The sequence below is a fragment of the Paenarthrobacter sp. NPDC057981 genome (assembly GCF_042886835.1).
In the GTDB taxonomy this organism is placed as follows: Bacteria; Actinomycetota; Actinomycetes; order Actinomycetales; family Micrococcaceae; genus Arthrobacter.
In genome coordinates this window covers 117,496-142,596 of the sequence record NZ_JBHVQI010000007.1, presented here as the reverse complement: position 1 = coordinate 142,596, position 25,101 = coordinate 117,496, and the positions used below count along the sequence as shown (strand labels likewise).

The 25,101-nt window shown below is 63.5% G+C and carries 21 protein-coding genes and 2 pseudogenes; 10 read left to right on the top strand and 13 right to left on the bottom strand.

The window, feature by feature from the left end; genetic code table 11:
- The 3 genes and pseudogenes from ACFVSI_RS09660 to ACFVSI_RS09650 form a co-directional block, all read right to left on the bottom strand.
- Positions 1–900, bottom strand: a pseudogene (locus tag ACFVSI_RS09660) (hypothetical protein); the annotation flags it as partial.
- 104 nt (positions 901–1,004) lie between these two features.
- A complete protein-coding gene (locus ACFVSI_RS09655) occupies positions 1,005–1,370 on the bottom strand; it encodes a cupin domain-containing protein (protein WP_387822452.1) in 366 nt (121 codons plus the stop codon).
- Positions 1,371–1,422: 52 nt separating this feature from the next.
- Positions 1,423–3,024 carry a molybdopterin-dependent oxidoreductase gene (locus ACFVSI_RS09650; protein WP_387822449.1) on the bottom strand — a complete coding sequence of 534 codons (1,602 nt, stop codon included), beginning with the start codon at positions 3,022–3,024 and terminating at the stop codon, positions 1,423–1,425.
- A 125-nt stretch (positions 3,025–3,149) separates the two neighbouring features.
- On the opposite strand from ACFVSI_RS09650, the gene ACFVSI_RS09645 reads away from it, so the two are divergent.
- The 3 genes from ACFVSI_RS09645 to ACFVSI_RS09635 all read left to right on the top strand — a co-directional run bounded on the left by ACFVSI_RS09645 (position 3,150) and on the right by ACFVSI_RS09635 (position 8,206).
- Positions 3,150–4,661, top strand: a complete 1,512-nt coding sequence (locus tag ACFVSI_RS09645) for an aldehyde dehydrogenase family protein (RefSeq protein ID WP_387822446.1) — start codon at positions 3,150–3,152, stop codon at positions 4,659–4,661.
- Entirely contained in the window at positions 4,662–6,302 is a 1,641-nt protein-coding gene (locus ACFVSI_RS09640; protein ID WP_387822444.1) for a GMC family oxidoreductase, read from the top strand. It begins immediately after the preceding gene.
- Between the two features lie 278 nt (positions 6,303–6,580).
- Entirely contained in the window at positions 6,581–8,206 is a 1,626-nt protein-coding gene (locus tag ACFVSI_RS09635; RefSeq protein WP_387822442.1) for an APC family permease, read from the top strand.
- A gap of 78 nt (positions 8,207–8,284) precedes the next feature.
- On the opposite strand, the gene ACFVSI_RS09630 is transcribed toward ACFVSI_RS09635, so the two are convergent.
- Entirely contained in the window at positions 8,285–8,857 is a 573-nt protein-coding gene (locus ACFVSI_RS09630; RefSeq protein WP_387822439.1) for a TetR/AcrR family transcriptional regulator, read from the bottom strand.
- A gap of 92 nt (positions 8,858–8,949) precedes the next feature.
- Here ACFVSI_RS09630 and ACFVSI_RS09625 point away from each other — a divergent pair, with 92 nt between their 5' ends.
- Positions 8,950–9,783: an oxidoreductase gene (locus tag ACFVSI_RS09625; protein WP_387822436.1), complete on the top strand. Its 834-nt coding sequence runs from the start codon at positions 8,950–8,952 to the stop codon at positions 9,781–9,783.
- Here the strand turns inward: ACFVSI_RS09625 and ACFVSI_RS09620 are convergent.
- Positions 9,780–10,997, bottom strand: coding sequence for an acyl-CoA dehydrogenase family protein (locus tag ACFVSI_RS09620; protein ID WP_387822434.1), 1,218 nt, complete (start codon positions 10,995–10,997; stop codon positions 9,780–9,782). The two genes, ACFVSI_RS09625 and ACFVSI_RS09620, sit on opposite strands and share 4 nt — an antisense overlap.
- Positions 10,998–11,129: 132 nt before the next feature.
- On the opposite strand from ACFVSI_RS09620, the gene ACFVSI_RS09615 reads away from it, so the two are divergent.
- Together ACFVSI_RS09615 and ACFVSI_RS09610 are read left to right on the top strand one after the other, a co-directional pair.
- Entirely contained in the window at positions 11,130–12,848 is a 1,719-nt protein-coding gene (locus ACFVSI_RS09615; protein ID WP_387822432.1) for an AMP-binding protein, read from the top strand.
- A 22-nt stretch (positions 12,849–12,870) separates the two neighbouring features.
- Complete coding sequence (locus tag ACFVSI_RS09610; protein WP_274259424.1) at positions 12,871–13,380, top strand: MarR family winged helix-turn-helix transcriptional regulator; 510 nt, start codon at positions 12,871–12,873, stop codon at positions 13,378–13,380.
- A gap of 17 nt (positions 13,381–13,397) precedes the next feature.
- Here ACFVSI_RS09610 and ACFVSI_RS09605 read toward each other — a convergent pair whose 3' ends face one another.
- Positions 13,398–14,738: an HNH endonuclease gene (locus ACFVSI_RS09605; RefSeq protein ID WP_387822428.1), complete on the bottom strand. Its 1,341-nt coding sequence runs from the start codon at positions 14,736–14,738 to the stop codon at positions 13,398–13,400.
- A gap of 216 nt (positions 14,739–14,954) precedes the next feature.
- Here ACFVSI_RS09605 and ACFVSI_RS09600 point away from each other — a divergent pair, with 216 nt between their 5' ends.
- Complete coding sequence (locus ACFVSI_RS09600; RefSeq protein WP_387822425.1) at positions 14,955–15,176, top strand: ester cyclase; 222 nt, start codon at positions 14,955–14,957, stop codon at positions 15,174–15,176.
- A gap of 15 nt (positions 15,177–15,191) precedes the next feature.
- On the opposite strand, the pseudogene ACFVSI_RS09595 reads toward ACFVSI_RS09600, so the two are convergent.
- Positions 15,192–15,284, bottom strand: a pseudogene (locus tag ACFVSI_RS09595) (enoyl-CoA hydratase); the annotation flags it as partial.
- A 69-nt stretch (positions 15,285–15,353) separates the two neighbouring features.
- Here ACFVSI_RS09595 and ACFVSI_RS09590 point away from each other — a divergent pair.
- From ACFVSI_RS09590 to ACFVSI_RS09580, 3 genes are all read left to right on the top strand, one after another.
- Positions 15,354–16,244: a hypothetical protein gene (locus ACFVSI_RS09590; RefSeq protein WP_387822422.1), complete on the top strand. Its 891-nt coding sequence runs from the start codon at positions 15,354–15,356 to the stop codon at positions 16,242–16,244.
- Positions 16,245–16,583: 339 nt separating this feature from the next.
- Entirely contained in the window at positions 16,584–17,249 is a 666-nt protein-coding gene (locus ACFVSI_RS09585) for a TenA family protein (RefSeq protein WP_387822419.1), read from the top strand.
- Between the two features lie 167 nt (positions 17,250–17,416).
- Complete coding sequence (locus ACFVSI_RS09580) at positions 17,417–18,613, top strand: MFS transporter (protein ID WP_387822416.1); 1,197 nt, start codon at positions 17,417–17,419, stop codon at positions 18,611–18,613.
- Positions 18,614–18,636: 23 nt separating this feature from the next.
- Here the strand turns inward: ACFVSI_RS09580 and ACFVSI_RS09575 are convergent, their stop codons facing one another.
- The 6 genes from ACFVSI_RS09575 to ACFVSI_RS09550 form a co-directional block, all read right to left on the bottom strand.
- Positions 18,637–19,416, bottom strand: coding sequence for an enoyl-CoA hydratase (locus ACFVSI_RS09575; RefSeq protein ID WP_387822478.1), 780 nt, complete (start codon positions 19,414–19,416; stop codon positions 18,637–18,639).
- Between the two features lie 45 nt (positions 19,417–19,461).
- Positions 19,462–20,385, bottom strand: coding sequence for a 3-hydroxyisobutyrate dehydrogenase (gene mmsB / locus ACFVSI_RS09570; RefSeq protein WP_387822413.1), 924 nt, complete (start codon positions 20,383–20,385; stop codon positions 19,462–19,464).
- Between the two features lie 10 nt (positions 20,386–20,395).
- The gene (locus ACFVSI_RS09565; RefSeq protein WP_387822410.1) at positions 20,396–21,472 is read right to left on the bottom strand and encodes an enoyl-CoA hydratase/isomerase family protein; all 1,077 of its coding nucleotides are present in this window, start codon (positions 21,470–21,472) and stop codon (positions 20,396–20,398) included.
- Positions 21,472–22,971, bottom strand: coding sequence for a CoA-acylating methylmalonate-semialdehyde dehydrogenase (locus ACFVSI_RS09560; RefSeq protein WP_387822407.1), 1,500 nt, complete (start codon positions 22,969–22,971; stop codon positions 21,472–21,474). Before ACFVSI_RS09560 ends, ACFVSI_RS09565 begins: the two co-directional genes overlap by 1 nt.
- A 139-nt stretch (positions 22,972–23,110) precedes the next feature.
- Complete coding sequence (locus ACFVSI_RS09555) at positions 23,111–24,502, bottom strand: cryptochrome/photolyase family protein (RefSeq protein WP_387822404.1); 1,392 nt, start codon at positions 24,500–24,502, stop codon at positions 23,111–23,113.
- A 117-nt stretch (positions 24,503–24,619) separates the two neighbouring features.
- Positions 24,620–24,964, bottom strand: coding sequence for a hypothetical protein (locus ACFVSI_RS09550; RefSeq protein WP_387822401.1), 345 nt, complete (start codon positions 24,962–24,964; stop codon positions 24,620–24,622).
- Positions 24,965–25,101 lie beyond the last annotated feature (137 nt).

The window sequence follows — 25,101 nt, the reverse complement described above, 5'->3', positions numbered from 1 at the left end:
ATGCTGCTGCTCGGCAGGGATGGGCTTGATCGCCCGGACGGTGTCGTGGCGTTGGATATCGATGTTCGCCGGCGTGCATTCGCCCGCAGCGGGGCCGGGTGCAGGGGCGTCCGGTCCTGCACCGACGAGCTGTTCCCGAAGGCGGACGGGTATGCCGCTGGTGGCGAATTGATCGTCCATGGCCTCTTGCACCGTGGCGTATCTCCCGTCCCGGACGTCAAAAGCGAGGAATTCCCAGTTGCGGACGGTGGACCACAACTGTGCAAAGTCGGTCAGGAAGCGGCCATCATTTTGGAGTCGGGCCAGGCTGTAGTTGACGTTGCCGCCGTCCAGCCCGGCAGCTCTGACGCCTTCATCCGAGATGGCGTATGCAAGCCAGCCTTCGGCGCAGCCAAGGACAATGTAATGCTGCTGCTGCTCGGCAGGGATGGGCTTGATCGCCCGGACGGTGTCGTGGCGTTGGATATCGATGTTCGCCGGCGTGCATTCGCCCGCAGCGGGGCCAACGGGCACGGCCGCCGGTGGGGCGGCCGGCGGAGTGGTTTCCTGCGGGGCAGCAGCGATCGGAGGAGCAGCAGGGATCGGAGGGGCAGCAGGGATCGGAGGGGCAGCAACAGCAGGAGCGGGTACCACCTCCACCAGGACCGGGGCGCTCTCCCCCTCAGCGGCAGCCGGCACCGCGGCAGCCGGCGCCGCGGTACTGGGCTCAGGTGAAGGCAGTATCTGGTCAACAAGAGCCGCAGGCGACTCGGTGGTGGCGCCCAACGCCGCCTCGGATACTGCCTGTGTGGTTGAAGTACTGGCCTGCGGTGTTGCCTGTATGCAGGCTATGAGCGTCACTACCAGCGCAAGCGATGCAAAAGTGGCGGACTTGGCATGGCGCATTCGGTGGTACTTCATTGGTCTGGGTCCTTCCCCCGTGGAGCAACTGAGCAGAATGGCCTGCTCGTACATGTTGTTTCCGGGGCCGGACGAATAATTACACCGAAAGCAAAAAATAAGTTCTAGGCGTCAAACTCCTGCAATTCCGCTGTCATGTCGCCACCGGCGTCTCCGGTATTCACTGTGCCTTTGGGCTCAATGAGGAGTGCAGACACTTCTGACGCAGCCTTGGGGCAATGTTCCACACCACGGGGGACGACAAAAACATCACTGGGCCCTAGAACGACGTCCCTGTCGCGCAGTTGAATGGTGAGCTCACCGGAAATCACCATGAACAACTCATCGGTATCGGGATGAGTGTGCCAAACGAATTCACCCTGGAGCTTCACGAGCTTGATGTCGTAGTCGTTAATGCTGGTAAGCCGGTGCGGCTGCCAATGATCGGAGATCGAGGCAAGGGCGTCTATCACGTTGTGGACGTCAGTCATTTGCCCAATGTAGCAGCGGCGTATTGAAGAGCGGATTCTGCCGGGACCGCACCTACTCCACCGTCACCATCACCGACGGCCAGCCCGAGGCGCCATCCGGCACCGGATCGGCCCGCTTCTCCGTCTGTACTTCGCCGGTGCCGTCGGTGGCCCTGGCCTTGACGTAGTGGATGCCCGGCGTGGCGTCCCATTCAAAGGACCACTGACGCCACGTGATGGTGGACGCTTCGTCGGAGAGGGTTGCTTCCATCCATTCGCCGTCGTCGATCTGGACTTCCACCTTGGTGATGCCGCGCGTTTGCGCCCAAGCGGTGCCGCCCACGGCAACCTTCCCCGGGGGGAACTTCGCGAAGGATTTGGGCACATCCACCCGTGCCATGGTCTTGATGGGGCCGCGTTCGGACCAGCCGCGTTCAGTCCAGTATGCCTTGGCGTCCGCGAAGCGGGTGACCTCCAGCTCCACCACCCACTTGGTAGCTGAGACGAACCCGTACAGCCCGGGAACCACCATACGCACCGGGTAGCCGTGCTCCACCGGGAGGGGCTCACCGTTCATGCCGATTGCCAGCATGGCGTCGCGGTCATCCTGCAGGACTTCAAGCGGCGTAGAGGCGCTGAAGCCGTCGATGGACCTGGAGAGCACCATGTCGGCCCCCTCCTTTGGCTTGGCCTTGGCGAGGACTTCACGGATGGGCAGGCCCAGCCACTTGGCGTTGCCTGCCAGTTTTCCACCCACCGGGTTGGACACGCAGGTGAGGGTCACGTGCGATTCGATCAGCTCAGCATCCAGAAGGTCCTGGAAGTTCATGGTGACTTCCTGCTCAACCATGCCGTGGACCCTCAGCTCCCAGTCATTGAGGTTGATTTCGGGAACGCTGAGGGCCGTATCAATCCGGTAGAACTCGCTGTTCGGCGTCAACCAAGGGAAAACTCCCGCAACCGGGGACTGAACGCCCGCCGGCACGGGCGGCGCGGCCTTCATCGGTGACGGCAAGCGGAGCGCCTCCCTGGCCTGGGCAATATTGCTGCGCGCTGCGCTCAGCAGCCGCCCACCCGTGGCCGCGACTCCCGCGGCAACGGCAGTAATGCCGGCAGCAGCAAAAAAACGACGGCGGCTGCTACCAACAGTTCCGGCGCCGGCGCTCCCAAGGTGGTCGCCGGCGTCGGCCGCTTGATCGGCGGGAGCCTCCGGCCATGGTTTCAGCCCCCACAACGGCAGCATCAGGCGGCGCAGGACGAACAGGCCGGCAACGGTTCCCAGGATGGAGGGGATGGCGTTAAGGGGTCCCACGCCGGCACGGGTCAGGACACAGGCCACAATCACCGCACCCATGAAGAGCACGCCCAGCACGCCCAAAGCCCATTTGCGGTAGGCCACGATGCCCAGCACGCAGGCAAGCACGGCGATCGTCACACCCATCCCGACAAACAACGCTGCTTTGTCGTTGGTCCCGAACGTCGCGATCGCAAAGTCCTTCAGCCACGGCGGCGTGAAGTCGATAAACGTTGATCCCAAGGCAAACAACGGGGTTGCCCTGGCCGTGAAGAATGCACCGATCAGCTCCGCTACGGCGAGCACGACGCCCGCCGACACCACGCCTGCCAGCGCCGCCATGCTGTGGGTACCTCTGGTCCGGGTTCCAAGCTTTTCCATGCAACTGATTCGGAGCCGCCGGGGACGCGGATGGGTGGACCCCGCCCCCGCCACCTAACCGAGACTTGAACATCTGTTCATAATTTTCCTTGAACAGATGTTCAAGATGAACTACTCTGCTTCGTATGACCCAAGCCACATTTTCAGACTCCGCTGCCACGCTTTTCATCAACGGTTCCTGGGAGCCATCAGCGTCCGGCACGGTCCGCCACATCCACAACCCGGCCGACGGCGAGCTGGTCGCCACAGTGTCCGAGGCCGGCCCCGACGACGCCGAACGCGCCATCGCCGCAGCCCGCGCAGCCTTCGATTCCGGCGTATGGTCCTCCGTGCCGGCACCCGAGCGCGGCGCGTTCCTGCTCAAGGTTGCCGCCGAGCTGCGTGAACGCCGCGAGAAGTTCGCCCGCGCCGAATCCCTGGACACCGGCAAGCGCATTGTCGAAAGCCGGATCGACATCGACGACATCGCCGCCTGCTTCGAGTACTTCGGCAGGCTCGCAGGCCAGCAACCGGGCCGTGTCGTCGATGCCGGCAACCCCGACGTCGTCAGCCGGATCGTCTACGAACCCGTAGGCGTTTGCGGCCTCATCACGCCGTGGAACTACCCGCTGCTGCAGGCAGCCTGGAAGATCGCCCCCGCGCTGGCGGCAGGCTGCTCCTTCGTCCTCAAACCCGCCGAATTGACACCATCCACCGCCATCCTCGCCATGCAGCTGCTCAAGGATCTCGGCCTGCCCGACGGCGTCGCGAACCTTCTCACCGGTCCCGGCCGGAAGGTGGGCGCACCGCTGACGGAACATCCCGACGTCGACCTCGTCTCCTTCACCGGCGGCCTGGAAACCGGCAAGAGCATCGCGGCAGCCGCTGCCGCCACCGTCAAGAAGGTGGCGCTGGAACTGGGCGGCAAGAACCCTAACGTTATCTTCGCGGACGCCGACTTCGATGCCGCCGTCGACAACGCCCTCAACGGCGCCTTCCTCCACTCCGGCCAGGTCTGCTCGGCAGGCGCCCGGCTTGTGGTGGAGGAGTCCATCGCCGAACGCTTCGTTGACGAACTGGTCCGCCGCGCCGAAGCCATCCGACTGGGCGGTCCCTTCGACGAGGACGCCGAGACCGGCCCGCTCATCTCCGCAGAGCACCGCGCCAAGGTACACGAGTACGTCCAGCGCGGCATCGCCGAAGGCGCGCGGCTGCGGACCGGCGGTTCGGCACCTGAAGGCGGAAAGTACGACGCCGGCTTCTACTACCAGCCGACCATCCTGGACCGCGTCACCCGCGGAATGTCCGTGGTCACCGACGAGGCCTTCGGTCCGGTGGTGACGGTGGAAACGTTCAGCACCGAGGACGAAGCCGTGGCCATCGCCAACGACACCATCTACGGCCTGGCCGGAGCTGTCTGGACCCAGGACGCGGGCAAGGCACAGCGCGTAGCGGGCCGGCTCCGCCACGGCACCATCTGGATCAATGACTACCACCCCTACCTCCCGCAAGCGGAGTGGGGCGGGTTCGGCGCATCGGGAGTGGGCCGGGAGCTCGGCCCCACCGGACTGGCTGAGTACCAGGAAGCCAAGCACATCTACCAGAACACCAACCCCCAGGTCACTGGTTGGTTCGCTGACCACGGCAAGGAGAACTAGATGCACTTCGACAACATTGAGGACCTCGGCGAGCGCTCCTTCGACTACGTCGTCATCGGTGGCGGATCAGCCGGCGCCGCCGTGGCCGCCCGCTTGAGCGAGGATCCGGATGTCACGGTCGCGCTTGTTGAAGCAGGCCCGGACGACCGCAACCTGCCTGAAATCCTGCAGTTGGATCGCTGGATGGAACTGCTGGAATCCGGCTACGACTGGGACTACCCGATCGAACCGCAGGAAAACGGCAACTCCTTCATGCGCCACGCCCGCGCCAAGGTCATGGGCGGCTGCTCCAGCCACAACTCCTGCATTGCCTTTTGGGCTCCCCGCGAGGACCTGGACGAGTGGGAATCAAAGTACGGCGCAACAGGATGGAACGCCGATGCCGCGTGGCCGCTGTACAAGCGGCTGGAGACCAACGAGGACGCCGGCCCGGACGCTCCGCACCATGGCGACTCGGGTCCCGTGCACCTCATGAACGTGCCTCCGGCCGACCCCGCCGGCGTCGCACTGCTGGACGCCTGCGAACAGTCGGGCATCCCGCGGGCGAAGTTCAACACGGGCACCACGGTTGTCAACGGCGCAAACTTCTTCCAGATCAACCGCCGCGCGGACGGCACCCGATCCTCCAGCTCGGTGTCCTACATCCACCCCATCGTCGATCGCCCCAACTTCACGCTCCTGACGGGCCTGAGGGCCCGCCAACTGGTGTTCGACGCCGACAAGCGCTGCACCGGCGTCGACGTCGTCGATTCGGCGTTCGGCCGCACCCACCTCCTGTCCGCCCGCCACGAGGTCATCCTCTCCACCGGCGCCATCGATTCGCCGAAGCTGCTTATGCTTTCCGGCATCGGCCCGGCAGCGCACCTCGCGGAGCATGGCATCGAGGCACTTGTGGACTCCCCCGGCGTGGGTGAGAACCTGCAGGACCACCCTGAGGGTGTGGTGCAGTTCGAGGCGAAGCAGCCCATGGTCCAGTCCTCCACCCAGTGGTGGGAGATCGGCATCTTCACGCCCACCGAGGACGGCCTGGATCGCCCGGACCTGATGATGCACTACGGCTCGGTTCCCTTCGACATGAACACGCTCCGGCACGGCTACCCCACCACCGAGAACGGCTTCAGCCTCACCCCGAATGTCACGCACGCACGCTCCCGCGGCACCGTGCGCCTGCGCAGCCGGGACTTCCGAGACAAGCCCATGGTGGACCCGCGCTACTTCACGGATCCGGAGGGCCACGACATGCGCGTCATGGTGGCAGGCATCCGCAAAGCCCGCGAGATCGCCGCGCAGCCAGCAATGGCCGAGTGGACGGGCCGCGAGCTCTCCCCCGGCGTCGAGGCTCAGACCGACGAGGAATTGCGGGAGTACATCCGCAAGACCCACAACACGGTCTACCACCCGGTGGGAACAGTCAGGTTGGGAGCTTACGACGACGAGATGTCGCCTTTGGATCCGGAGTTGCGGGTCAGGGGAGTCACAGGCCTGCGGGTCGCCGATGCGTCCGTCATGCCGGAGCATGTCACGGTTAACCCGAACATCACCGTCATGATGATTGGTGAGCGTTGCGCCGACCTCATCCGCGCCAGCCGTACGGAAGAAACCACGACGGCGGATGCGGACTTCAGCTTGTCGCTTGCCTGAGTCGTAACACCGGAAACTTTGAACATTTGTTCATGCAAGCTCTTGAACGGCTGTTCAAACTGAACTAACCTGCTTTTTATGACCCACGCCACACCTACAGGGTGCTGGCCTGGCGGACCTGGCCCAGGCGCCGACTACATCGAGCGCCTGGCCAGCCACGCAACATCAACGGGGGAAACAGCCGGAGGCACACAGTGGTGCCCGGCCTTTTGATTCGACTGCGACCAATGGTGGCCGCAAGTCATCACCATTCGTGCATGTCTGAGTTAGGAGTTCGAATGTCAGAACCCAGCAAATCAGGACCCAGCAAGAGCGATACGAGCGGAATGGATGAGTTTGGCTATGCCCAGACCCTCGACCGCAGCATCGGTAAGTTTGCCAGCTTCGCAGCCGGCGTCAGCTACATCTCCATCCTCACCGGCGTTTTTCAACTGTTTTACTTCGGCTTCTCCACGGCCGGCCCTGCGTATGCGTGGTCCTGGCCCATTGTCTTTGTCGGCCAGCTGATGGTCGCGCTGTGTTTTGCGGAACTCGCAGGACGCTACCCAGTGGCCGGTTCGGTCTACAACTGGGCCAAGAGGCTCTCCACGGGAACGTGGGCATGGCTGGCGGGATGGCTGTTGCTGCTGTCCTCCATCATGGCCCTGGGCTCCGTGGCCTTGGCCCTCCAGATCACCCTGCCGCAGATTTGGAGCGGCTTCCAGATGGTTGGCGACGGAACAGGTCCGTACGACTTCGCCGTCAACGGCGTCATCCTGGCCAGCATCATGATCGCCATCTCCACACTCATCAACGCGTTCGGTGTGAAGCTCATGACCATGATCAACAGCGTGGGCGTGTTCGTGGAACTCGTTGCGGCGGTTCTGCTGATCGTCGCCCTCCTCTGGCACGCCGTACGCGGACCGGAAGTCCTCCTGGACACCGCCGGCTTCGGCGAAGGGCAACCTCTGGGCTTCTTCGGAGTGTTCCTCATCGCCGCCATGGCCTCCGGCTACGTCATGTATGGATTCGACACCGCGAGCTCCTTGGGCGAAGAAACAAAAGACCCCAAACGCACGGCACCCAAGGCGATCCTGCGCGCCGTGACGGCTTCCTTCCTACTGGGAGGGCTGCTCCTGCTGGGCGGAATCCTGGCTGCACCGGACCTGTCCGATCCCAAGATCGGAGCTGCCGACGGCGGCCTGCAGCACATTGTGCTCTCCGTGCTGGGTGGCCCCTTCGGCAAGGCCTTCCTGGTCTGCATCGTGGTGGCCGTCGTGGTCTGTACCCTGGCCGTCCACGCAGCAGCAATCCGAATGATGTTTGCCATGGCCAGGGACAACAACCTTCCCTTCAGCCGCCAGCTCAGCAAGGTGCATCCCACCCGGAAAACCCCCACGGTGGCCGCAATCGTCATCGGCGTCGTCGCTGTGATTCCGCTGATCGTCAACATCTCCCAGCCGGCAATCTTCACCATCCTGTCCAGCATTAGCATCGTGTTGATCTACCTCTCCTACCTGCTGGTCACGGTACCGATGCTGCGGCGCCGGTTCCTCAAGAAGTGGCCGCTGAAGGACGACGGGTCCGAAGCCGGATTCAGCCTTGGCAAGTGGGGCCTGCCCGTCAACATCCTTGCGGTCCTCTGGGGCGGAGCCATGACGCTGAACCTGGTGTGGCCGCGACCGGAGATCTACAACTCCGTCCCGCCCTTCGAGTGGTACCTGCAGTGGGGTGGCGTGATCTTTGTTGCCGCCGTCGTGGTGGGTGGAGCGCTCCTCTACCGCCTGCGCATCAGGCACAAGACAGGCGTACTCGCCGAACACGCCGCAGCACCTGCTCCGTCCGGCGCCGCGGAACCCACCGACCCCACCCCCTCGGAAGCAGGGCCGTCCGGATCCACCCTGTCTGCGGCCCGAATTTCCTAGCGAAGGCCCTTCGGGCACAGGCACAGTCATTGAGGGCATCCTCTCGCCAACTACCGGCGAGGGGATGCCCTCAGCCATTTAAGGAAAAGATCGGGCCGCACCGACAGTAAGGCACGGCAGAACCAGCGCCGCCCATCGCTCCCGTACAGGCTCGGGCTGGTCCAGGGGCGCTGCCGAAATGAGCATGTAAATATCACTGACACTGAGATCGGGACGGACCTGTCCGGCAGCTATGCCCATATCGATGAGCTCGGACAACGCCGCCGCCGCACGTGTTTCGTCAATGTCCGCGGCTGCGCCGAGGGCAGGAGCCGCAGATTTCGCGGCGGCATTCAGCGCAGAAATCCGAATGACCTCGCGCAGGAACGAGACCAAAACCGTCAAAGGAGATCCATCCCCTTCCTTGGCATGGTCACGGGCCGACTCAGCCTCAATAGTTATTTGCTCGACGTACTCAGCCAGCACGGCACCCACGAGATCTGTCTTCGTCGGAAAATGCCGGTACAAAGTACCGACGGCAACACCGGCAGTACCTGCGATAGCCTCCATCCCCACATCAGGTCCGTGTTCCGCGATTTCCGCCCGGGCGGCCTCAAGGATCCTTGCCCGGTTCCGGATCGCGTCGGCGCGCATGGGGCGCTGGTTAGTCACCAAAAAATTTCTCCTGCCACGACTTGCACGAAAGTGAATGCTGGTTCATTATTTAAGTGAACCGAGATTCATCTTACGGCAGGAGAACAGCCATGACCACCAAAACCGCGCTCGTCACCGGGGCATCCTCCGGCATCGGGGAAGCCACCGCCAGAAAACTCCAAGCCCTGGGTTTCACCGTTTACGGCGCTGCACGGCGCACCGATCGCCTCCAGGGCCTGGCCGCCGACGGCATCCGCACGCTGGCCATGGATGTCACCGATGACGCCTCCATGCGGGCCGGCATCGACCACATCATCGCCGACACCGGACGGATCGATATCCTGGTGAACAACGCCGGCTACGGCTCCTACGGAGCCTTGGAGGACGTCGACGTCGATGAAGGTCGCCGCCAGTTCGAGGTGAACGTTTTCGGAGCCATGCGACTGGCCCAGTTGGCCCTGCCCCACATGCGCGCCCAACGCTCGGGAACCATTGTGAACATCACGTCCATGGGCGGAAAGATCTACACGCCATTGGGCGGCTGGTACCACGGCACCAAATTCGCCCTCGAAGCACTGAGCGACTGCCTGCGGCTAGAGGTCAGGCCCTTCGGCATCGACGTCGTCGTCATCGAGCCCGGCGGCATCGCGACGGAGTGGGGCGGGATCGCGGCGGACTTCGTGGAAGAGACCTCAGGAAACGGCGCCTATTCCGCCCAGGCACACGCGGTTGCCAAGTCACTGAGGTCGGAGGCGAACGCCAACCGCAACTCTCCGCCGTCGATGGTCGCCGATGCCGTTGCCAAGGCAGTGACGGCTTCGAAGCCGAAGACAAGGTACGCCGTCGGGTTCGGAGCCAAGCCGCTCATCGCCGCCCGGGGGCTGCTGACCGACCGTCAATTCGATGCGGTCATCAGCCGGGCCGTCGGCGTGCCCACCCCTTAGACGAACGCCGACTTTCCCGTCACGGCGCGAGCCACGATCATCGAATTGATCTCATAGCTGCCCTCATACGTATACAGGATTTCGGCGTCCCCGAAGAGCTTGCCCATCTCGTAATCCGTGGTGATCCCGTTTCCACCCAGGAGGGAACGGCCCATCGCCACGGAGGAGCGCGCCAAGCGGGTGGTGGTGGCCTTGCACATGGCGGCCTGCACCATCTCGAGCTTGCCCGCCTGCTGGATACGCGCCAATTCAACCATCATCGACAAGGACGCGTTGGCGTTGCCCAGAATGTCGGCCAACTGCTGCTGCACCAGCTGGAACCGTGCGAGTTCCTTGCCGAACTGTTTGCGCTCCAAGGCGTAGGCCCGGGCAATATCAAAGGCGGCCAACTGAATGCCCGCAGCCTGCCAGCCAACCCACGCACGGGAATCCCGCAGGAGGTCGTTGGCGCGGGAGAACTCGGTTGCGCCGGGCAGCAAATTCGACGACGGAATGCGGACCTCGTCCAGCACGATGTCGGCATTTTGCATGATGCGCAGGCCGATCTTGTTCGAAATCTTCGTCGCGGAGTAGCCGGGACGGTCGGATTCCACGATGAAGCCCTTAATGTGGCCATCAGAGAGGTCACGCGCCCACACCAGGGCGAAGTCGGCAATCGTGGCGGCCCCGATCCAGCGCTTGGCACCGCTGATGACCCATTCGCCGCCGTCGCGCCGCGCCGTCGTCGAAAGTCCTCCGGCGATATCTGAACCATGGTCCGGTTCGGTCAGGGCAAAGGCTCCCAACTGGGTGAAGGCCTCCAAACCGGGGAGCCATTTTCCCTTCTGCTCCGGGGAGCCAAGCTCGTGGATCATGCCGACGATGAGTTCATTGTGGATACCCACCAAGGCCGAGAGCGAGACGTCGGCGCGGGCCACCTCGGTGTACATCAGGCCCTTGAACAGTTGGGAGGAACCGTCGGTTTGCAGCCCACCCAGCCCGTACCCGGCCATTTCCGCGAGCAAGCCGAAGGGGAATTCCTCCCGGTTCCAGTAGTCGATGCTGGCGGCGCGAATCCGTGTCTGCAGGAAGCCCCTGGTGCGGAGATACCGCTCGCGCTCACGCTCGGGCAGCAGATCAACCACGTGCATAAGGTCCGCCTCCGGGTAAGGAGGGAGGACGCGTTCCGACGCTGGACCGTTGGTAACGGTGGCGGCAGCTTTTTGATCGAGCATTAGACCCCTTCGTCATGTGCCGGGAGGCTCTTCCAAACCCTTGGATGTCCTAGTATATTGCAAGGTGATGTGGATCACTAGGCGGGATGTCGCAGCAACGATGCCAGGCAACCCGAAGGCGAAAGGCGGACTATGACAGTCACAGAGGACTTCCGTGCGGCCCGCGACCGGCTGCTGGAACTGCGCGAAGACTATGCAACGGCCCACGCTGAATTTCAATGGCCACGCTTCGAGGAGTTCAATTTCGCACTGGACTGGTTCGACCGGCTGGCAGCGGATCCAAGCCGGGGCGAGCAACCGGCCCTCGTGATCGTCGAACAAGACGGCAGCTCCACGCGGCGCACATTCAAGGAACTCTCTGAGCGGTCCTCCCAGCTCGCCACCTGGCTGCGGGAACAGGGCGTCCGACGCGGCGATCACATGATCATCATGCTCGGCAACCAGGTTGAGCTCTGGGAACTCATGCTGGCCGGCATCAAGCTTGGCATCGTCATGATCCCCACCACCACGCTCATGGGCGCCCGGGATTTGCAGGACCGGGTCGAACGCGGCGGTGCTGCCTGGGTGGCGGTCGGCAGCGCCAACATCGGCAAGTTTGCCGCCGTCGAGGGCAACTATCAACTGCTTGAGGTGGGTGCGGAACGCACCAATCCGGACGCCAAACAGTACGCGGATTCGTACGACGTAGGCACGGACTTCACGCCCGACGCCCCCACCCGCGCGGATGAGACGCTCCTGCTGTACTTCACCTCCGGCACCACCTCACGTGCCAAGCTGGTGGAACACACCCACACGTCCTATCCGGTGGGCCACTTGTCCACGATGTACTGGATCGGGCTCGAGCCGGGCGATGTGCACCTGAACGTCGCCTCCCCGGGCTGGGCCAAGCACGCGTGGTCCAACGTCTTCACGCCGTGGATCGCCGAGGCAACTGTCTTCATTTACAACTACGACCGCTTCGACGCAGCCGCCCTCATGGCACAGATGGGCCGCGAAGGCGTCACCAGCTTCTGCGCCCCGCCCACCGTGTGGCGCATGTTGATCCAGGCGGACCTAACGCAGCTCACCAACCCGCCGCGGAAGGTTGTCTCGGCGGGCGAGCCGCTGAACGCGGAGGTCATCGGCCAGGTGGAGGAAGCCTGGGGCGTGACCATACGGGATGGCTTCGGCCAGACCGAGTCCACGGTCCAGATCGCCAACACGCCCGCCCAGCCGGTGAAGATCGGCTCCATGGGGCGCCCCCTCCCCGGGTATGACGTCGTCCTGGTGGACCCGCTCACCGGTGAAGAAGCCGACGACGGCGAACTCTGCTTGCGCTTGGACCCCCGGCCCGTAGGACTCATGAAGAGCTACTTTGGGGACGAGGCGAAAACCGCCGATGCCTTCCGGAATGGCTACTACCACACAGGCGACATGGCCAGCCGGGATGCCGACGGCGTGATCACCTACGTCGGCCGGGATGACGACGTCTTCAAGTCCTCGGATTACCGCTTGTCGCCTTTCGAGCTCGAAAGCGTACTGATCGAGCACCCCGCAGTGGCGGAGGCCGCCGTCGTACCTTCGCCTGACGCGGTGAAGCTGTCGGTTCCGAAGGCATTTGTGGTGCTGGCCGCCGGCTACGAACCCGGCCCTGCCGTGGCCGAAGACATCCTCCGCTATTGCCGAGAGCACTTGGCACCCTTCAAGCGGATCCGGAGGCTCGAATTCGGTGAGCTTCCCAAGACGATTTCGGGCAAGATCCGGCGCGTCGAGCTCCGGGGATCTGAAGTCCAGCGGCATGGCGAGGGCCCGCTGCCTTCAGGTTTAGGCGTGGAATATACCGAAGAAGAGTTCCCGAATCTGAAAGACTAGCCACCCGACACGAAGGAGGCCCATGGGCACCCCACTCCCCCGCGATCCCATCGCCGACGCCCAACGCAACTGGGAGCGGCACGGCTGGGGTGATGTCGCGGCGCCCATGGCCGCCATCACGGCCATCATGCGCACACAGCAGATCCTGCTGGCCCGCATCGAAACGGTGCTCAAGCCCTTCGGCCTCACCTTCGCCCGGTACGAACTCCTGGCACTGCTGAGTTTCGCCCGCAGCGGCGCGCTGCCCATGAACAAAGCCAGTGCGCTTCTGCAGGTGCACCCTACCTCGGTGACCAACGCCGTCGACCGTCTGGAAAAGGCCGCGCTCGTTGCCCGCTCCCCGCACCCCACCGACGGCCGCACCACACTGATCGAACTCACCCCTGAGGGCCGCACCGTGGCAAAGAAGGCGACGGCGGCGCTAAACGCCGAGGTTTTCGGCAAGTCGGGCTTCAGGGACGACGACGTCGATCACCTTATCCGCGTACTGGGCGCCTTCCGGCGGGATGCCGGGGACTTCACGGAGGAGTGAGACGCTAAACGAGCGTTTTACGTTCTGGAGGGGCGGTGTCCGGGAAGGTGTGGGGCCTTTGACAGGTAGCTATGCCCGGTGGGGGTCCTGATTTCGAGAGTGTGGACGTCAGCATGTACAGCTTGGGTACTCCACCCCGGGTGTTCCTTGGTGTGGTTGCAGGCTTCGCACAGACCTGCACCGTTTGCGAGGTTGGTTTTCCCTCCGGAACGCCAAGGCACAATGTGGTCGATATGCCGGATGGGCGCATCGCAATACGGCGTCCGGCAGGTATGGTCCCGGATTTCGATGAAGCGTCGGAGTCGGCCGGTAAAAAGCCGGGCTTTGGAATCGGTGGCAAGAAGTTCCCCCGTGGCCGGCGCCGTGTAGAGCCGGCGAAGCCAGACATCGAACTCATCATTCTGGTTCGGAGCGGCTGGTTCTCCACCAACGACCTGTTCCCCACCAACGGCCGCTCTTGCCCATGCGGCAGGGACGATCCCGTAACCCCGAAGCCGCGCGGGTTCGCTATCGCCCTGGAACAGGGAACGATCCGTCATGACGAGGTCCAGGTTGATCCCCGTGTACCCGCCCGGTGTTCCGGTGACGCGTTCAACCAGCGTGTCAGCCATGATCTGACCGCGGGTGCGGACGCCAGACTCCACAGTCCCGGTGGAACGGGCCGAATCTGCAGCGCGGTTCAACGCGGCGTACACCGCGACTCCTTGGGCGACAGGTAGCAATGCGGTCAGGTAAGTCATCGTGTCCGGCGCCGGACGCAGGCTTACGGTCCGCTCGGAGGCAGCGCGACTGGCCCGTCCAACGACCGACCGCGGATCCCGACGGTACGCGGCAGCTTTGGCCGCCGCAATGACTGCCTTGTCACCTTTGCCTTCGAAGGTCCCGGTGTCCGGCGCGAGTTCCTCATCCACCGCGGCCCGATCCTCCACACTGAGGCAGGCTGTCTCCTTGACGAGCAGCGTGGCGCGCCATTCGTTCAGCTGGCCGGAGTTCAACGCTGCCAAGGTTCGCGGCATCTCCATGACCAGGGCTTTCGCCAAACCAAGCAGTCGCGATCCACGGTTAGGTGACTCCCGACGCGCCAACGCAACCTGTGCACCAACGCCCTTGCCACGCTCCGATGCGGGGATACCGGTTTCGGCTTGTTCGGCGCGCTGGGCAAGATCGAAAGCGACTGCAACCCGCGCCTGCAACCCGCAGATGGCCGACTTCATCTCCTCCAAGACACGCAGCTGATCGATGAGGTCCGCGCTGACGGTGCTGGCTGAACCACCGCTGTAGTGAACGGAATCCTTGGCAACTGGAGGGCGCCCAAGCGCCACTTCTGCGCCCGTTTGCCTCTCCTCGATTAGCTCCATGACCTAACTCTTGCAGCAAGCACCGACAATAAAACCTTGGTGATCGCGGGCTGACCGATCCGTGGTATCCGGGGCATCCACTGTTGCTTATCGATGACTACTCAGGTTGCAATCCAACTGACCGTACGGCCCTGTCTTTCGCTGCTACCACGGTCTAGACTGGCGTCCCTTTGAAACAAGCCTTCCGGATCTTCCTTCAAGCCACACCAGGAAGGCATGAGATACAGGACCAGATCTGCGAAGGTGACAAGGTTGACCGCCCATGGACGGCACGAAGGAGAACTCCCTGGCCCCCTCCCTGCCACCGGCGCCGATCTGAAGGAAACGGCCGTGGCCATCCACAGAATTGAAGGCGGAATGATCGTCGAGCATTGGTCGGACCGGGACGACCTGGGACTGATGCAGCAGCTGGGCGTCATCCACATGCCGGGAACCTAACCAAACCCCTCGGCGCTATCGGTGCTTGAACTCCGGCTGGCGTTTCTCGCTGAACGCGGCCATGCCTTCCCTCAGGTCCTCGGTGGCGAAGAGCGAGTGGAAGATCCGGACCCAGCTGTACCCGTGCACCCCGCCGGGCGTATCCTGAGACTCCATCGCCGCAATGGGGAGTGGAGCATGGCCAAGGATCCGGAACAACGCCGCAACGTACTTCTGCGCCGGCTGCTGTTGGCTGCGCTGGGCTCGTCCGCATGGATGATGTGGCCGGCGGGGTCGCCGGCCGCCGCGACGGATGTCGTTCCCGCTGTACCCCCGATGCCCGTTACAAAGCTCACCCAGCCTCTGCAGGCGCCCCCGGTCGCCCCGGGCTCCGACACTGTGGCTCCCGCTCCTGATCAGCTGCCCAACATTCCGGACGTGCCTGCAGTTCCGGCAGTCCCCGCGCCCCATCAGGCGCCGCTCGTTCCGCCCCTCCCTTCGGAGCCGCTCGTTCCGGCTCTCCCGGCAGTGGCTCTCCCGGAGGCGCCGCCCGAGGCCGTGCTTCCCGAACTTCCGGCGATGGAAGATGTCCCGGCCCTCCTGCCGGAGGTTTCAGCGCTTCCTGAGATACCAGCGCTCCCTGAGCTGCCCGCGCTGATCCCTGCCCCTCACATTCTGATCGACGGCGCTGTTTCACTGGCTGCGCCCCGGACCCTGGTGGACGCAGCAGTGCCGGCAAGCGAAGCTTTCCCGCCCCCCGCCGTCGTCCTCCAGCCGCAAACCGAGACGCGACAGTTCGCAGGCATCACGCTTCCCGCGCCCTTTTCCTTGCTTGACCCGGGTGTGGTTCCGCCCGCTGCAGTACCCGGGCCCGTGAACCCGAGTCCCGCGCCGCCCCTCCACCCACTGGTGACGCCGGCTGCCCCAGGCTCGTCAGAAGCCCGTGGCCTGAACACTTCCAACGCCGCGTCGTATGACGTCCCGGAAGTCCTTTCCAACCTACCGCCGCCACGGGATGGACCCGTGACGAACCAGGAGCGAAGACCAGCATTGCAACCTTCGTTCGATCCCGGATCCCGCCCTGACTGATTCGGTGGTCCCTGCAGTGGCAGGCACCACCACCGGCGACAACCGTCGCAGGCACTTCATCAGTCAGGAGGCACCCATGCTTCGCACGATCCAGTCCCCCGCCCGCAACAACGCAAAGGCATCCGCCAGTCACCGCATCGGCTTTTGGCCCGACTTCGTCGGGAACTGGCCGGACCCGATGAATGCGGGAAGGGGTCCCAGGGCCTGCTGAAGGCACGACGCCCAAGAAACATCAACGACGCCGGCCGGCCAGTCAACTGACTGCCCGGCCGGCGTCGTGCTGTCCGAAGTCCGCCGGTGGCTGCTAGGGTGCGGTTCTGAAACTCCAGGAGGAAATACGTGGGCTTTGCCGAAGAACTCAAGCACGACAGCATCAGCAACTGGGACGCAGCGATCAATCATCCGTTTGTGGATGGCCTGCTCGCCGGGACTCTTTCCGACGACGACCTGCGGCGCTACCTTGTGCAGGATTACCAGTTTTGCGACGCGTTCACTGCACTTCTGGGCCAGGCCGTGGCCTCCGCACCATCCTTGTCCTCACGCTTGGTGTTCGCACGGGTCCTGGGAGCCTTCGCATCGGATGAGAACAGCTATTTCCAGGACTGCTTCGATGAACTGGACGTTACGACGGCCGACCGGACCCAACCTGCGCTCGGAAGCGTGACCCGTGACTTCGATGCCCTCATGCGCGCCGCCCTGACCAGCCGCTCCTACCCGGACGTCGTCGCAGTCCTCCTGGTTGCCGAGTGGCTTTACGGAGACTGGGCAGCACGGGCCGGGGATCATGCCTCGTGGCCGGCCGCGCCGAAACACTCGGAATGGATCCGCCTCCACAACAATCCCGAATACAACGCCTGGGTGACATGGCTCCGGGAGGAGTTCAACGCCGTCGAACCCGAATCGCAGGAAATCCGCGCCCGCGTGACAGAGACGTTCCGCGAGGCGGTCCGGCTGGAACTGGCGTTCTTTGATGCCGTCCGGGACCCGTCGGCCATTCCGGCCTGAGGCGTGAAAACTACAAATCGCGGGAGTGTCTGTTGTGAGGTGTACTGACAGTACCTGTTAGAGGACCACACCCGGCCGTAGCCTAAAAGCCATGGCCAACACGAACGATGTCCGCGAGTTCCTCAAGAGCCCACGGTCACCGGAACGACAGTCACCCTGAGGACCGAATGAAAAAACTTCTCTTGCCCGGATCTGCGCTGCTCTGGGGCCTGCAGCTGGCCTTTCTGAGTCCTGCTCTGGCGCTGATTCTCGTCAACCTCTACGGTGCCACTACAGCTGACCTCGGATGGGTCCTCGGGATCTATAACGCAGGCGGGTTCCTCGCGGCGTTGCTGATACCGGCACGCGCCGACAAGACAAAGGACTACCTGGTACCAATGCTGGTGTGCGGCGGCCTGACCATACTGCTGGCGGGCGTCCTCTCGGCAGTTACGGCCCTGCCCATGGCAACCGTCGCCCTCGTGGTACTTGGAGGTCCCGCAGGGGTCGGCAGCACGTTGCTGTTTGCGCATCTCCGCCATTCCGGTGGCCGGCCAGCCGATGTCATCAATGCCCGCGCCATCGTTTCCGTGGCGTGGGTTGCCGGTCCCCCGCTGGCGACATTCATCATCGGATCGCTTGGCACCCGTGCCATCCTCTTGGCCGTCGCCGCGATTGCCATCTTGAACATCATCACCACAGCGCTCTTGATACGGCAACGCACAGCAACAAGCTCCAACGCTGACAAGGACCCTCAAACCACACCGCAGTCTTCCGCCCCGAAGGAAACACCGGTGGGGCTCCGGATGGTTGTACCAGTTACTTTCGCGTTCGTCCTCCTGCAGGCCACCAACGCCACGGCCATGACAATCATGACCCTCTTCGTTCCCCAAACCCTGGGGCTGGATGTCATCTGGGCAGGCATCGCACTGGGAGTCGCCGCAGCACTCGAGATCCCGGCTCTGCTGCTATGCGGCCGACTAAGCGAACGGTTTTCCGCGCTGGGTCTGATCACCACCAGCTGCATCGCCGGAATAGCCTACTTTTCAGCATTGATGCTGGTTACTGACCCCATCGGTCTCTTGGCCATCCAAATTTTAAATGCTTGGTCATTCGCAGGTATCGCCGGAATTGGCATGACTCTTTTTCAAGACATGATCCCCAGACCAGGGTTATCCACCGGGCTCTACATGAACACCAGAAGACTCGGGGCGATCGTTTCCGGACCGATTATCGCGATCGGGTCCATGACAATCTTGGGCCAACGAGGGATCTTCTTTGCCTGCGCCGCCCTCACGCTCTTAGGCATGGCACTGATTGTTGTAGCGAACCGTGCAAGCAAGAAGCTCGAGAAGCGTACCCCTGAGGAACTGACAGTGGGCTAGGCCCCAATGCCTCACCCTCGGCGTTACCGGTGCTTGAACTCCGGCTGGCGCTTCTCGCTGAACGCTGTCATGCCTTCCTTCTGGTCCTCTGTAGCGAAGAGCGAGTGGAAGATCCTGCGTTCAAACAGCACGCCCTGCGCCAGGCCGGTTTCGAAGGCCGCGTTGACGGCTTCCTTGGCCATCATCGCCACGGGCTTGGACTTGGAGGCAATAACTTCGGCGGCTTTGATGGCTTCGTCGATGACCTCTGCCGCGGGCACAACCCGGGAGACCAGACCGGCGCGCTCAGCCTCTTCGGCATCCATAAAACGGCCGGTGAGCACCATGTCCATGGCCTTGGATTTACCCACAGCCCGGGTGAGGCGCTGCGAGCCGCCCATGCCGGGGATGACGCCCAGGTTGATTTCTGGCTGGCCGAATTTTGCGTTGTCCCCGGCGATGATGAAGTCGGCCATCATCGCCAGCTCACACCCACCGCCCAGGGCAAATCCTGACACCGCGGCGATCACGGGGATCCGTAGACGGGTCAGGTCCTCCCAGTGCCGGAACCAGTCCGCCGCGTACATCTCCATGTAGCTGTTGGACGACATTTCCTTGATGTCCGCACCGGCCGCGAATGCCTTGGCAGAGCCGGTGATCACCACAGCCCCAACTTCCGGATCCGTATCCATGGCCCGCACGGCGTCAACGAGTTCATTCATCAGGGCAGTATTGAGCGCATTCAACGCCGACGGCCGGTCCAGGGTCACCAAGCCCACGCGCCCACGCCGTTCCACCTGAATGTTGTTGTACTGCTCCGTCATGTTCTCCCTCTCCACCAAGCTCGTCATCAGTTCAGTTCCAACCTCTCACAGCGATTTATCGCGGATGTCCGTGATGATGCCGGAGAAGTCCCGTCCGGCACCCTCGCCGGCGGCAAAAGCATCGTAGATCCTGGACGCCAACGGCCCCATCTCCGCAGCGACGCCCGTGCTCTCCAGCGCATTCACGGCCAACCGCAGGTCCTTGGCCATCAAGGCTCCGGCAAAGCCGGGCTGGTAGTCACGGTTCGCCGGACTGGTGGGGACCGGCCCGGGAACAGGACAGTTGGTGGTCAACGCCCAGCACTGGCCGGAAGCATTGGAGGCTACGTCGAACAGCGCTTGATGCGTCAGGCCCAGTTTCTCACCAAGCACGAAGGCCTCCGCAACAGCGATCATGGATACACCCAGGATCATGTTGTTGCAGACCTTCGCCGCCTGCCCGGCACCGTGGTCGCCGCAGTGGACAATCCGCTTGCCCATCAGTTCAAGGATCGGCTTGACGGTCTCGAAGTCTTCCGGCAGCGCCCCCACCATGAACGTGAGCGTCCCGGCTTCGGCTCCCACCACGCCGCCGGAAACAGGCGCGTCCACGGATCGGTGTCCGGCTTCCAACGCTATCTCCGCAGCTTGACGGGCCTCGTCCACATTGATCGTGGAGCAGTCAAGGAACAGGGTGTCCGGCTTGGCTACGGCGAGCAAGCCCGGCCCGTCCACGCCCCGGTACGCGTCCAGCACATGCTTGCCGCTGGGCAGCATGGTCAGCACGACGGCGGCCTCCGCGGCAGCCTCGTGCGCCGATGACGCCATCGGAATACCGTGCGCCTTAGCAGCCTCCACGGCGGCCGGAACCGGGTCATAGCCAATGACGTCGTGGCCCGCCTCGATCAGGTTGGCGGCCATGGGCCCACCCATATGGCCCAGGCCGAGGAAAGCGATGAGCCCCGTTGCCGATGCTGCGTTCTCTGTCATGTCGTCTCCTTCAACTCGACTGGACTGGACTTGATTGGACCGGATTTGCCGAAAGGCCCAGTTCGCGCCCGCCCAGCGGTGCAAAGTAGCCCTCGACGTCGGACGCCGTCACCTCGGCGAGAGTGGCGGGCTTCCACTGCGGGTTCCGGTCCTTATCCATCACCTGCGCACGGATCCCCTCACGGAAATCGGGCCCTGACAGGCATCGGAGCCCCACGCGGTACTCCTGGTCCAGCGCTTCCTCGAGGGACAGCCCCCGGACCCGCCGCAGGGACTCCAGTGCGACCTTGACCGAGGTCGGTGATTTCGCTTCAATCGTCTCTGCCGCCGCAACCGCTTCAGCCCCAGCGGAACGCAAACTCCGCACAATCTCTTCGGCGTCATTGCCCGCGTAGCAGTCGTCGATCCAGTCGCGCTGCACCGCCAGAGCCGAGTCCGGCGCGGCGTGGGCAAAGCGTCCGACGGCGGCCTCCGCCGTCGAGCTTTCCAGCGCTTCCGCCAGCGCGGGGAGGCTTTCGGACGGGAGGTAGTAATCCGCGAGCCCGAGGTAAAGGGCGTCCGCACCACCGAGGTGTGCGCCCGTCAGCGCGGCGTGGGTACCGGTCTCCCCGGGTGCGCGGGACAGCAACAGCGTGCCACCGACGTCGGGTACGAAACCGATGGTGGTTTCGGGCATCCCGCTGCGGGTCCGTTCGGTGACTACCCGGTGGGAACCGTGCGCGGAAATGCCGACGCCACCGCCGAGCACCAGGCCGTCCATGAAAGCGACGTAGGGCTTGGGATAGTTGGCGATCAGGGCATTGAGCCGGTACTCGTCCGCCCAGAAATCCGCGGTCTCCGAACCGGCGTGGAGCATGTCCTTGTAGATGGCCACGATGTCGCCACCAGCACAGAGGCCCCTGTCCCCGGCGCCGCGTACCAGCACGGTCTCCACGGACTCGTCGTCGGCCCAGGCAAGGAATTGATCGAGCATGGCTTGGACCATGCCGTGGTTCAGCGCATTAACCGCTTTGGGGCGGTTGAGCGTCACGATACCCAGGTGGCCGCGGCGCTCGAAAAGAACGTCTGCTGTGTCCAAAGCCCCCATCAGCTGCCCGCCGGCATCACGAAGCTTGCGCCCTGGCGGATGCCGGAGGGCCACCGCGAGGTGACGGTCTTGGTCTTGGTGTAGAAGCGGAAAGCATCGGCACCGTGCTGGTTGAGGTCACCGAAACCGGAGGCCTTCCAGCCGCCGAAGGTGTAATACGCGATCGGTACGGGAATCGGGACGTTGATGCCCACCATGCCCACTTCGACGCGGCTGGCGAAGTCGCGGGCGGAGTCGCCGTCGCGGGTGAAAATCGCGACGCCGTTGCCAAACTCGTGCTCGCTGCAGAGCCTGAGCGCTTCGTCGTAGTCGGCGGCACGCAGCACGCTGAGGACCGGTCCGAAGATCTCTTCCTTATAGATCTTCATGTCCTTGGTGACGTTGTCGAAGAGCGTGGGACCCACCCAGAAGCCGCCGTCGTAGCCGTCCACGGTCAGTCCGCGGCCGTCAGTCACCAGGGTTGCGCCTTCGTCCACGCCGGACTGGATGTAGCCCTCGATGCGCTCCTTCGCGGAGGCAGCCACCACGGGTCCGAAATCCGAGGCCTTGTCGAGACTGTGGCCGACTTTGAGTTCCTTGACTCGCTCTGTCAGCTTGGCCACCAAGGCGTCTGCGGTCTCCTGGCCCACCGGCACAGCCACTGAGATAGCCATGCAGCGTTCGCCTGCGGAACCGTACCCGGCACCAATCAGGGCGTCGGCGGCCATGTCCAGGTCGGCGTCGGGCATGATCACCATGTGGTTCTTGGCACCGCCAAAGCATTGCGCCCGCTTGCCGTGGGCCGCTGCGGTGGCGTAGATGTACTGGGCGATCGGAGTTGAACCGACGAAGCCGATCGCCTTGACGCGCGGGTCCTCCAGCAGGGCATCCACGGCTTCTTTGTCGCCATTGATGACGTTGAAGACGCCATTGGGCACGCCGGCTTCGCTGTAGAGCTCGGCGAGCCGAAGCGGGACAGAAGGGTCCCGTTCTGACGGCTTGAGGATGAAGGCGTTGCCGGCTGCGAGCGCGGGGCCGGACTTCCACAGTGGAATCATGGCCGGGAAGTTGAACGGGGTGATGCCCGCGACGACGCCCAGTGGCTGCCGCAGGGAATGAACGTCAATACCGGCGCCGGCGTTGTCCGAGAACTCGCCCTTGAGCAGGTGCGGGGCTCCTGCGGAGAACTCGACCACCTCAATGCCGCGCTGGATGTCACCCTTGGCATCGGCGAACGTCTTGCCGTGCTCCGAGGACAGGAGCTTGGCGAGCTCGTCCATGTTGTCGTTCACCAGGTCCACGAACTTGAGCAGGATCCTGGCTCGCCTTTGCGGGTTCATGGCGGCCCATTCGAGCTGCCCCTTCTCAGCATTGGCGACGGCGTTGCGGACCTCGTCCGCGCTGGCCAGCGGAAGCCGGGCCTGGACTTCTCCCGTGCAGGGATCGTAGACGTCGCTGAAGCGGCCGGAGGTACCCTCAACCCTCTGGCCGTCTACGTAGTGTGAAAGCTCGCGCACCATGGTGGAAATGCTCCTTTGCATCGTGAATGACTGACCTTCCCGGAGTGCTGGGAATCGGCGGGAACACGTAAGGAACTGTGATCCAGGTCATCTCTAGACCCGAATATACTCGGACTTCCTACTAATTTCCAGAGGGGTGTCAGTGAACCTCTTTCATCCCCTTGTACGCTTCCAATGCCTCGGCGCGCGTCGTCTTGAGGTCAACGATCTCCTCCGGGTAATCGGGGGTGCCGAACTCCGGAATCCAGTGGGCGATGTATTTCCCCTGCGGATCGAACTTCACGCGCTGGGCTTCCGGGTTGAAGATCCTGAAGAAGGGCGAGGCATCCGCGCCGGACCCGGCCACCCACTGCCAATTGGCGGGGTTCGACGCCGGATCAGCGTCCACGAGAGTGTCCCAGAACCATTGCTCCCCGAGTTGCCAATGGATGCCAAGGTTCTTTACGAGGAAACTGGCTGCAACCATGCGCACACGGTTGTGCATCCAACCTGAATGCCACAGTTGCCGCTGACCCGCGTCCACCATGGGGAACCCGGTGTTGCCCTTCTGCCAGGCACGGAGTTCGTCGGGGGCAGATTCGTGGCCCGGATGCTGGCCACGGCTCCCGTCGCCGCCGGGCCATGCCCACGGGAACCGGTCGAACTCCGGACGGAGGTTGGCTGTGGCCAAGTCGGGATTATGGAAGTACTGGTGCCAGCAAAACTCCCGCCACCCCAACTCGGACGCGAATATCGAGACGCTTTCAGACCGTTTGGACCCCAACGCATGCCATACCTCGAACGGGCTCAGCTCTCCCCACCGAAGATATGGAGACAGCCGGCTGCTGCCCTCGGTGTCCGGCCGGTTCCTGCCCTCGCTGTAATTGGACAGTCCGTCCGACACGAACTTCGCCAGCACCTTGTGGCCTGCCGCTGCGCCCGGAGTCCAGCTCTCCGCCAATCCCCCGGACCAGTCCGGCTTGCTGGGCAGCAGATCCCAGGAGGCCAGCTCATCGTAGGCCGGCAGCTTGCCGGTGAAGCCATGCCCCTTTTCCGGCACGGCCAGAGGTTCGCGAAATTCCTGCGCTGATACCGCCCGCCAGAAGGGCGTGAACACCTTGTACTGGCCGCCGGTCTTGGTGGTGACTTCCCAGGGTTCGTGCAGCAGGGACGCCTGGTAACTGGCAACGTGCAAACCGGCCTCGCCCGCCCAGGCCTTGATCCCGGCGTCGACCGTCCGTTCAGCCGCACCGTACCGCCGGTTCCAGTACAGCGCGCCGGCACCGAGCGTCGTCGTGGTCTTCCGGACAACGGACCCGGCATCACCGCGGCGCAGCAGCAGGGGGATGCCGAGCGCGGCGAGGTCCTCGCGCAGCGCGGCCAACGAATGGTGCAGCCACCAGCGGGAAGCTCCGCCGTGGGGGCGGATCCCGGGCGATTCCTCGTCCAGGACGTATAAGGCAACGGCGGCGCCGTCGTCCACCGCGGCACGCAAGGCAGGGTTGTCGGCGACCCTCAGATCATCCCGGAACCACACAATGGACGGCTTCACGTAACCCCTCTCAGACGACAACCCCCGAAAACAGGAACAGCCCATGCCCCTCTTCGAATCCTAGGGGCATGGGCTGAAAAGCTGTTATTGGCAGAGCCGGATCAACGAGCACTTGGGTCAAGCGATGGCTGCGACTGATTCCTCGTCATCGCCCAAGGCTACCGAGCCCGTGGCGTTGGTGGATCCAGTCCACATCGGGACGTTGTTGACAACGTAGTCCCTGGCGGCCGGACCCACCATGGCCATACCGGGATAGATCCGCTGGCCGTTTTCCTTGCTGGGTTTCAGTCCGTGCAAGGTCAGTGCAGTTTTAAAAGCAGAATCGGGGACTGGGACTTTGCGGCCAAGAACGCACCAACTGATGTACAGGCCATAGAGAGTGTCAAAGTCCAGGCCCTTCTCAGTATCGTCCTCAAACACCACGGAGTCACGCAGAAAAGAGCTGATTTGGGTGTCGGTCATTTTTTGGGGCCTCTTCTTACAGAAGTTAGGGCCGCCGGGCTGCATCAGCGAATGTCCTATTTACTCACTATAGTCCCCTTTGGGGCCACCGGAAGCGAAACCAAGGTTAACTTCCAACGCAGGCGGTTGCGCATGCG